This is a genomic window from Streptomyces sp. NPDC000941, assembly GCF_053599555.1.
This window is the reverse complement of the sequence record NZ_JBSFMM010000342.1, coordinates 1-8,359: the sequence shown is the minus strand read 5'-3', so window position 1 is coordinate 8,359 and position 8,359 is coordinate 1. Positions and strand designations below refer to the sequence as shown.

Genomic DNA, 8,359 nt, shown 5'->3' with positions numbered 1-8,359 from the left:
GACGACGGGCCCGGCCCGGCGCCCGGCGCCGCGGGCGCGAACGCCGCGCCCACGCCGACCGCGCGAACAACCCGCAGCCGCAAGCCCGTGCCCCGCGCCGCGAACGACGCGCCCGCAGCGCGAACAACCCGCGAGCGCGAGCGCAGCCCCCGCCCACCCCGCCACCCACTCCGCCGCTCACTCCTCGCGCCCTACCGTCGGCTGTTCGCCGCGCCCGGGGCGCTCGCGTTCACGTTCGCGGCGCTCGCGGGGCGGGTGGCGGGGGCGATGCTGGGGGTCAGCATGGTGGTCATGATCGCCACCGTGCGCGATTCGTACGCCCTGGCGGGTGCGGTCTCGGCCACCGGCCTCGCGGTGACGGCCGTGACCGGGCCGCTGCTGGGCCGGCTCGTGGACCGCCACGGGCAGGCGCGGGTCGCGGTTCCGGCGGTCGCCGTGTTCGCGCTGGGGGCCACGGCGACGCTGCTGTGCGTCCACTACGGGGCGCCCGCGTGGGCGCTGTTCGTCTGCGCGGCAGGCTCCTCGGGCGTGCCCAGCCTCGGCTCGATGACACGTGCCCGCTGGGCGTCCGTCCACCACGACGACGCGGCCGCCCGGCACACCGCCAACTCCTTCGAGCAGGTCGTCGACGAGGTCTGCTTCATGGCCGGTCCGGCGCTCGCGATGGTGCTGTGCACGGCGGTGTTCCCGGAGGCGGGGCTGGCGACGGCGGCGGTGCTGCTGGTCGTCGGCACCCTGCTCTTCGCGGCCCAGCACCGCACCGAGCCACCGCCTCAGCGCACGCACTCCGCCTCCGCCTCCGCTTCCACCCATGAACCGTTGGTGCGCTCGCCAGGGCTGCGGGTCGTCGTCATCACCTTCCTGGCGACCGGCGCGGTCTTCGGCTCGATGGAGGTCGCGACGGTCGCGGCCGTGGAGTCGTACGGCCACACCTCGGCGAGCAGCGCGGTCCTCGCACTGCAGGCGGCCGGTTCCTGCGCGGCGGGCCTGGTCTTCGGCGCGCTGCCGGTGCGCGGCTCGGCGGTGACCCGCTTCCTGACCGGGGTGGCGGCCATGGCCGTGGCCATCCTCCCCCTGCTGACGGCGACCGGACTGGCGACGCTGGCACCGCTGCTGTTCGTCGCGGGCATGGCGACCGCCCCGACGATGATCAGCGGTATGACCCTCGTCCACCGGCTGACCCCGCCCGCCCGCCTCAACGAGGGCATGACCACCGCGTACACCGGCCTCCTCATCGGCATCTCGGCGGGCGCGGCGGCGGCCGGCTGGACGGTCGACCACCTGGGCGCGGGGGCGGGCTACACGGCCCCTGCCACGGCCGCGGCGCTGGCCCTGCTGGCGGCGGCGGGGGGTGCGGGGCGGCTGCGGCGGTCCCTGGGGGCGAGCTGATGACTCGCGCGTGTGTTCGCGTTGCATACGGGCCCCCGACCCCAGGTACGGTTCCTACGGACACCGCTGAGCCCGGGAGGACGCTCATGAGCACACAGCCTGAACACCTGCACGGTCCCCTCCTCCCTCAGCCGGCGATGGCGAGAGACGCCTTGCGAGAAGCGGTCAAACGCCTTGACCTCACCCGCATCGCCGAGTTCGACCGCGAATTGGGCGATGCGTTCGACCGGGCCGTGCAGACCGCGTCGACCACCCCTATGCGGCTCTTTCTGGAGAAGTGGGCCACCGTCGTCGCCATTGAGCGCCACCCCGACCGGGCGCGCGCCTTGCATGAGGCCGAACGGGTCACCGGCGACCCGCAGGCCACCGAAGAAGAGTTCCGGGCGGCTCAACGGACCATCGCCCGCATCCTCAACGAGGCGTCCACCGAGGCTGGGATCGGCCCGTGAACACTCGAGGCGAGGGGATCGAAGACGCCAACGGCTGGGCCTGGGAATACAACCCCGGCGCCGATTGGGTTGTCGGCGGTATGAAGGAGGCAGACCTGGAGGCTGTCGAGGTGATCGGCAGCGCTCTCGCCGATCTTGCCGCCCAGGGACTCGGCCCTGACGGCCGCCTCGACGACACCCCCGATGCGCACCGTCTGCGCACGTACGGCGTGGGGACACTGCTCGTCTGGTACCAGGTAATCCCCTATCGCAATCGGGTCTACATCAACCGCGTCAATCTCTGAGGAAAGCGTGGGCGTCCCCTTCCCCCGGCCGGAGCGCACCCCAGAAGCCCTGCGCATCGCCCTCGCCCGCATCGCGCCCGACCGCTTAGGCGAAATGGAGCGGCAGAAGAACGAGGCATTCGCCCTGGCTGCCGAGCACGACAACCTCGGCCCCATCCGCCAGTGGCTGACGATCTGGGCGGCCGAGGTCGAAGTGGAGCGCCGCCCCGATCTGGCCGCCCGCCGACGCGAGGCCGAGCGCACCGCGCACACCCTGGGCAAGGACGCCCCCGCTTGGCGCGCCGCTATGGACGAAATCCTGGCCGTACTGAATGAGGCCCGCGCAGCCACAGCATGAGCCCCGTCGCACGTACGGCCGACCACGGCCGACCATCGCCGCCCGTGCCGCCGACAGACAGCCCAGATACACCTAGTCATTTTGTCAACGCCATTGACGTACCCGTAGCGCCCCCCTACCTTCCTCCATCGAAGCGCTTCGACGATCGTGCGTGACCCCTCCAACCCTCCCGGAGGCAGCGGATGTTGAAGGCACGGAAGAAGACACGGAAACGGACGGCAGCCCTCCTGGCCGCCGCCCTGGTGGGAGCCGCGGCGCTCACCGGGTGCGGCTCGGACAGCGGGGAAGGCGACGGCAAGACGCTCAAGCTCTGGCACTACGAGGCCCCCAACGGCGCGATGGGCGCGGCCTGGAAGCAGGCGATCGAGGAGTTCAAGAAGAGCCACCCGGGCGTCACGGTGAAGTTCGAGGAGAAGGGCTTCGAACAGATCCAGAAGACGGCCTCGATGGTGCTCAACTCCAACGACGCCCCGGACCTCCTTGAGTACAACAAGGGCAACGCCACAGCCGGTCTGGCCGCCAAACAGGGCCTGCTCACCGATCTCACGCCCGAGGTCACCAAGCGCGGCTGGGACAAGCCGCTGAGCGCCGGGGTGCAGACCACCAGCCGGTACGACGCGCAGGGCGTGATGGGCTCCGGCAAGTGGTACGGGGTGCCCAATTACGCCGAGTACACGATGGTCTTCTACAACAAGGACCTCTTCGACAAGTACAAGGTGAAGGTCCCGTCCACCTTCGTGGAATTCACCGCCGCCCTGGACACCTTCACCTCCAAGGGCGTCACCCCGCTGGCGAACGCGGGCGCCGAATACCCCGCCCACCAGTACGTCTACCAGCTCGCGCTCAGCAAAGCGGACCGCTCCTGGGTGGATTCGTACGAGCTCTACAAGGGCAAGCCCGACTTCCATGACGCGGCCTGGACATACGGCGCCGAGACCTTCGCCGACTGGGTGAAGAAGGGCTATATCGCCAAGAGCACCAGCGGCGCCAAGGCCGAGGACGCGGGGACGGCGTTCATCTCGGGCAAGTATCCGATGTTCTTCTCCGGCAGCTGGTGGTTCGGCCGCTTCAAGTCGGAGATGAAGGACCAGTGGGGCACCTTCCTGTGGCCCGGCTCCAAGCTGACGCTCGGCTCCGGCGGCAATCTGTGGGTGGTTCCCAAGGGCGCCAAGAACAAGAAGCTCGCCTACGATTTCATCGACATCACGATGAAGAAGGGCATCCAGAACGTCCTCGGCAACAAGGGCGGCGTGCCCGTGGCCGCCGATTCCTCGGCGATCACCGACCCGCAGTCCAAGAGCCTGATCGAGAACTTCGACAAGCTCGCCAAGAACGACGGGCTCGCCTTCTACCCGGACTGGCCGGTGTCCGGCTTCTACGACACCCTCGTCTCCGAGACACAGAAGCTGATCACCGACAGCACGGATCCCGACGACTATCTGGACGCTCTGAAGACGGCGTACGACTCTGGCGCACCGAAGACATGAAACCCGCCGAAAGCGTGAAATCCGCGGACGGCATAAACGGCATAAAGAGAACCGGAACCACAAGACCCGCCAACACCACGAAGCGCGCTGGACGGCCGCCCCGCGAGTACCCGTACGCGCTCTTCCTGATCCCCGGCGCCCTCGCCTTCCTCGTCGTCATCATCGTCCCGTTCCTGATGAACACGGGGCTGAGCTTCACCCACTGGCAGGGCGTCGGCACGCCTTCCTGGGCCGGGCTCGACAACTACCGCACGCTGCTCGACGACTCCGCCTTCTGGGAGTCCTTCCGGCACAGCCTCGCGATGGTCCTGGCGATGGCGGTGATCCCCACCGCCCTCGGCCTGATCCTGGCCGCCGCGCTCTTCGACTACATCGCCAAGCACATCGGCACCCGTGTCGCGACCGTGCTGCGCGCCTGCTTCTATCTGCCGCAGGTGCTGCCGATCGCGGTGGCCGGCATCGTATGGAGCTGGATCCTCGCCCCCGACAACGGCGCCCTGAACGAGTTGCTGGACGCGATCGGCCTCGGCTCCCTCCGCCACGACTGGCTGGGCGACCCCGATCTCGCGCTCTACAGCGTGATGGGCGTGATGGTGTGGGTCCAGCTCGGCTTTCCGCTCGTGGTCTTCATGGCCGGAATGCAGCGGGCCGACCCGGCCCTGCACGAGGCCGCCGAGCTGGACGGGGCCTCCTGGTGGCGGCGGCTGTGGCATGTGACGCTGCCGCAGATCCGCCCGGAGATCTACGTCGTGCTGCTGTGGTGCACCATCGCCGCGCTCAAGGTCTTCGGCGCCGTCTACGTACTGACCAAGGGCGGGCCGGGCGGGGCCACCAACGTCCCCTCATACTTCTCCTTCCAGAGCTTCTTCGAGAAGACGCAGATCGGCTACGGCTCCGCGGTGTCGACCGTGCTGACGGTACTCATCCTGGCGCTGGCCCTGGTGGGCTTAAGCCTGCAGACCCGGGCGGAGGACCAGGACCGGTGAAGGCCGTCACGCGATACCCGGTACTGGCCGCGCTGGTCGTGGCGGCCCTCTTCATGGTGGCGCCGTTCGTCATCGTCGCGCTCAACGCGGTCAAGTCACCCGCCGAGTACTCCGCCCACGGACCGCTGAGCCTGCCCGACGGGCTGTATCTCGACGGGCTGAAGGACTTCTGGGAGCGGGTGGACTTCGGCCAGAAGCTGCTCAACTCCGTGCTGATCTCCGGCTCGGTGGCGGTGTTCGCGGTGGTGCTGTCGGTGCTCAACGCGTACGCGATCGGCATCGGCCGGATCAAGGGCCGCCCCTGGGTGCTGGCCTTCTTCGTACTGGCGAACATGCTGCCGCAGGAGGCGCTGGTCTACCCCATCTACTACCTGTTGAAGGAGGTGGGCCTGTACGACACCCGGCTCAGCGTCATCCTCGTCTTCACCGTCATCCAGTCCGCCTTCGGCACCTATCTGCTCTCCTCCGTCCTCGGCGCCTTCCCCAAGGAGGTCATCGAGGCGGCCAGGATCGACGGCGCGAACAAGTGGCAGGTGCTGTGGCGGGTCGTGGTGCCGGTCAGCCGGCCCACGATCGGGGTGCTGCTGGTCTTCTTCTTCATCTGGACCTGGAACGAGTTTCTGCTGCCCCTGGTCATGCTGATCTCCAACGACAACCAGACGGTGTCGGTGGCCCTCGGCGTCCTCCAGGGCCAGCGGCTGATGGACGCCACCATGACCAACGCGGCCGCCCTGCTCGGGGTCCTGCCCGCGTTCCTGTTCTTCCTGATCTTCCAGCGGACGCTGGCCCGCGGTATCGCCGTGGGCGCCGTCAAGTGAACCCCGCCAACCCCGTCAAGTGATCCCGCCGAGGAGGGGGCTCCATGGTCAGGATCACGGATGTGGCCAGGCACGCCGGGGTCTCGCCCAGCACGGTCAGCTACGCCCTCAGCGGCAAACGGCCCATCTCCGAGGCCACCCGCCGCCGCATCCACGCCAGCATCCGCGAACTCGGCTACCGCCCACACGCCGGAGCCCGCGCCCTGGCCAGCAGCCGCACCCGGGTGCTGGCGCTGGTGACCCCGCTGCGCGAGGGCGGCGACGGCACGGCCACGATGCGGTTCGCGGCCCGCGTCGTCACCGCCGCCCGCCGCCACGACCACGACGTTCTGCTGCTCACCCAGGAGGAGGGCGAGGAGGGGCTGCGACGGATGGCGGACAGCGCCATGGTGGACGGCATCATCATCGTGGACGCCGGGCCCCACAACGCCCGGCTGCCACTGCTGCGCGGTCTGGGACGGCCCTGCGTGCTGATCGGCCCCCTGGACGCCCTGGACGCCGACGGCACCACCGGCCCGGCCGGGCCCGTCTGCGTCAGCCTCCCCAACCCCGGCGACCCCGACAACGGCCGCCGCGCGACCCGGCCCGGCCCGCCCGAGCCCGGCGATCTCGCCGAGCGGTGCGTCGCGCTGCTGATGGCCGGGCTGGCCCCCGCCGCCCCCCGAGCACCCCAACGCGACGAGGGCCCCGCGGTCAGCTGACCGAACACACGACTGGCCGCCGGCGCCTGTGTATGGCGCGCGTCACATAGGCGCGCTGTCACGGGGATCCGGTCGCCGGTCTCTCGGCGACCCGGCCGCCGCGCCCAGGCACTCCTCAAGATCGTCGGCTCCGACAACCCGCCCCTGCGGGTGTTCTTCGGCCAGGGCTTCCACCCGATGCTCCAGCAGGCATACGCCGACCGGCTCAAGACCTGGGCCGACTACGACACCGACGCTGCCCTCACCCCGGCCGGCGGGACTTTCCGGGCCGCACTCCCGTTTGGCCGCCACAAGGCGTTCCGGATACGGCCCGCTCCGCGTGATCAGCCGGAACCGGAGCCGGAACTGTCCGCCGCCTCGCTCGCGGCACGGCGGTACTCGGCGTTGATGCGCTGAGCTTCCTCGAGCTGGTCCTCAAGGATGACGATGCGGCAGGCAGCCTCGATCGGGGTCCCCCTGTCGACGAGCTCGCGGGCGCGAGCGGCGATCCGCAGTTGGTAGCGGGAGTACCGGCGATGTCCTCCCTCCGAGCGGAGCGGAGTGATCAGACGAGCCTCACCGATGGCTCGGAGGAAGCCTGGGGTGGTGCCGAGCATCTCGGCTGCCCGGCCCATCGTGTATGCGGGGTAGTCGTCGTCGTCCAGACGATCACCAAGAGGGTTATCCGCTGTCATGTCACCTCGCTGTGCAACGCGTCGAGGGGCCCTGGTGCCGTACGGCACCAGGGCCCCGAAGGGAATTCAACACCATCTGTCGGCCCTACTGCTGTGCCGACCTTCTGTTTCCGCTACCCGTCCCGGCAGAGGGGGAGGGAGCGGGGGATCGCAGCTGCGTGACCGGGGACCACCATCCATTCCGGGGTCTTGCGGTACCCGGCCGAGTGCTTCTCGAGCCGGGCGATCCTGATGGCGTCTGCTCCTCCGTTCCTCTCCGAACCAACCACTGTGTGAACCGGTATTGCTGTTGGCAGCTCCTCGACATGCGAGCCGCCCAGTGCGGCTCTCAGTCCCGTCACCGTTCTGGGAACACCTTGGCTTCGAGGCTCGAGAGCCGCGCTGACCTGCGAACTTCGTGTTCAGCCACCCGCCAGTTCGTGTCTGGCGGGCCTCATTCGACCGTGTCTACGAGATGAAGCGTAACCATGCCAGAAACGAATGTCTACTCTGCCAAGAGCAGATTTCACCTTTCCGGGGGAGGAAGAACCATGCCGCCTGCGACAATGACTCACGGAAGTCGTCGTGCGCGGCGATACGGCGGCGGATCGGCCCTCACTGCTTGATCGGGAGCCGCCTTCTGCCGCCCGCGCAACCGCTTCACACCCCGCTGGGCGGTTCGGGGGCAGTCGGCTGAATAAGCTGTGCTGTCATGTCGAAGCCTGATGAGCTGCTCGTCGCCATCTCCGCTGCGGTGGAGTCCGAACGAAGCAATCAGATGTCGCTGACCGTGGTCGTCGGTGGCGCTGTCATCACCGGCCGGCTGGCTCCCGAGGCCGTGTGGAGGGAGCGGGTGGCGGAGGTCCTCGAGGACTCGGAACGTCTCGGCCCGTTCTCCGACGTCTTCGCCCGCGGCCCGCGAGAGAACCGGCCCGGTCGCGGCGAGGCGCCCACGCATCTGCACTTTCATCTCGCCCGGATCCTGCAGGGCAGCCTCGGGATCCCAGAGACGGACGGCATGTACCGAGTCGCGATCAAGGACGTCAGCGCATGGACCGTGGGCGATCTCAGCTACTTCGACCGGTGAGACCCTGTCTTTGCCCCGTTGCCCGGCCAGGAGTTTCCGAGCGGACGACGACACAGCGGTGGGGCCCTGCCGACGGAGGTCGCGGAGCGGCGCGGGCTGTGGATCGTCGAGGACGACCCGTACGGGGAGCTGCGCTTCGCCGGCGAGCCGGTGCCGTGGATCGCGAGC

General features: G+C 69.2%; 9 protein-coding genes and 2 pseudogenes. 10 read left to right on the top strand and 1 reads right to left on the bottom strand.

The genetic code is table 11. The features are described from left to right. The 8 genes and pseudogenes from ACWDSL_RS50160 to ACWDSL_RS50125 all read left to right on the top strand — a co-directional run. A partial coding sequence (locus ACWDSL_RS50160; RefSeq protein WP_450496056.1) for an MFS transporter occupies positions 1-1,389 on the top strand: 1,389 nt, incomplete at its 5' end. Positions 1,390-1,475: 86 nt separating this feature from the next. Next, on the top strand, positions 1,476-1,838 hold the full coding sequence (locus ACWDSL_RS50155) for a DUF6247 family protein (protein WP_450496054.1): 363 nt from the start codon (positions 1,476-1,478) through the stop codon (positions 1,836-1,838). Then, complete coding sequence (locus ACWDSL_RS50150) at positions 1,835-2,122, top strand: hypothetical protein (protein WP_450496052.1); 288 nt, start codon at positions 1,835-1,837, stop codon at positions 2,120-2,122. Before ACWDSL_RS50155 ends, ACWDSL_RS50150 begins: the two co-directional genes overlap by 4 nt. A 7-nt stretch (positions 2,123-2,129) precedes the next feature. Next, positions 2,130-2,459 carry a hypothetical protein gene (locus tag ACWDSL_RS50145; protein WP_450496050.1) on the top strand — a complete coding sequence of 110 codons (330 nt, stop codon included), beginning with the start codon at positions 2,130-2,132 and terminating at the stop codon, positions 2,457-2,459. Positions 2,460-2,641: 182 nt separating this feature from the next. Further along, entirely contained in the window at positions 2,642-3,946 is a 1,305-nt protein-coding gene (locus ACWDSL_RS50140) for an extracellular solute-binding protein (RefSeq protein ID WP_450496048.1), read from the top strand. Continuing rightward, positions 3,943-4,932 (top strand): carbohydrate ABC transporter permease, encoded by a 990-nt coding sequence (locus ACWDSL_RS50135; RefSeq protein WP_450496046.1) that lies wholly within the window; start codon positions 3,943-3,945, stop codon positions 4,930-4,932. The genes ACWDSL_RS50140 and ACWDSL_RS50135 overlap by 4 nt, the downstream gene beginning before the upstream one ends. Before the next feature lie 53 nt (positions 4,933-4,985). Beyond that, entirely contained in the window at positions 4,986-5,750 is a 765-nt protein-coding gene (locus tag ACWDSL_RS50130) for a carbohydrate ABC transporter permease (protein ID WP_089512458.1), read from the top strand. Between the two features lie 44 nt (positions 5,751-5,794). Next, positions 5,795-6,286 (top strand): annotated as a pseudogene (locus ACWDSL_RS50125) (LacI family DNA-binding transcriptional regulator); the annotation flags it as partial. Between the two features lie 488 nt (positions 6,287-6,774). Here ACWDSL_RS50125 and ACWDSL_RS50120 read toward each other — a convergent pair. Further along, the gene (locus tag ACWDSL_RS50120) at positions 6,775-7,125 is read right to left on the bottom strand and encodes a helix-turn-helix domain-containing protein (protein WP_358640971.1); all 351 of its coding nucleotides are present in this window, start codon (positions 7,123-7,125) and stop codon (positions 6,775-6,777) included. Positions 7,126-7,816: 691 nt separating this feature from the next. Between ACWDSL_RS50120 and ACWDSL_RS50115 the strand changes: the two genes are divergently transcribed. Both ACWDSL_RS50115 and ACWDSL_RS50110 read left to right on the top strand, forming a co-directional pair. Then, positions 7,817-8,191 (top strand): hypothetical protein, encoded by a 375-nt coding sequence (locus ACWDSL_RS50115; RefSeq protein WP_450496044.1) that lies wholly within the window; start codon positions 7,817-7,819, stop codon positions 8,189-8,191. 3 nt (positions 8,192-8,194) lie between these two features. Then, positions 8,195-8,359: pseudogene (locus tag ACWDSL_RS50110) on the top strand (PLP-dependent aminotransferase family protein); the annotation flags it as partial.

Excerpts from the sequence above, each read along its gene's own strand:
- ACWDSL_RS50155 (WP_450496054.1), top strand. The coding sequence starts at position 1,476 with ATGAGCACACAGCCTGAACACCTGCACGGTCCCCTCCTCCCTCAGCCG.
- ACWDSL_RS50140 (WP_450496048.1), top strand. The coding sequence starts at position 2,642 with ATGTTGAAGGCACGGAAGAAGACACGGAAACGGACGGCAGCCCTCCTG.
- ACWDSL_RS50135 (WP_450496046.1), top strand. The coding sequence starts at position 3,943 with ATGAAACCCGCCGAAAGCGTGAAATCCGCGGACGGCATAAACGGCATA.
- ACWDSL_RS50130 (WP_089512458.1), top strand. The coding sequence starts at position 4,986 with ATGGTGGCGCCGTTCGTCATCGTCGCGCTCAACGCGGTCAAGTCACCC.
- ACWDSL_RS50120 (WP_358640971.1), bottom strand. The coding sequence starts at position 7,125 with ATGACAGCGGATAACCCTCTTGGTGATCGTCTGGACGACGACGACTAC.
- ACWDSL_RS50115 (WP_450496044.1), top strand. The coding sequence starts at position 7,817 with ATGTCGAAGCCTGATGAGCTGCTCGTCGCCATCTCCGCTGCGGTGGAG.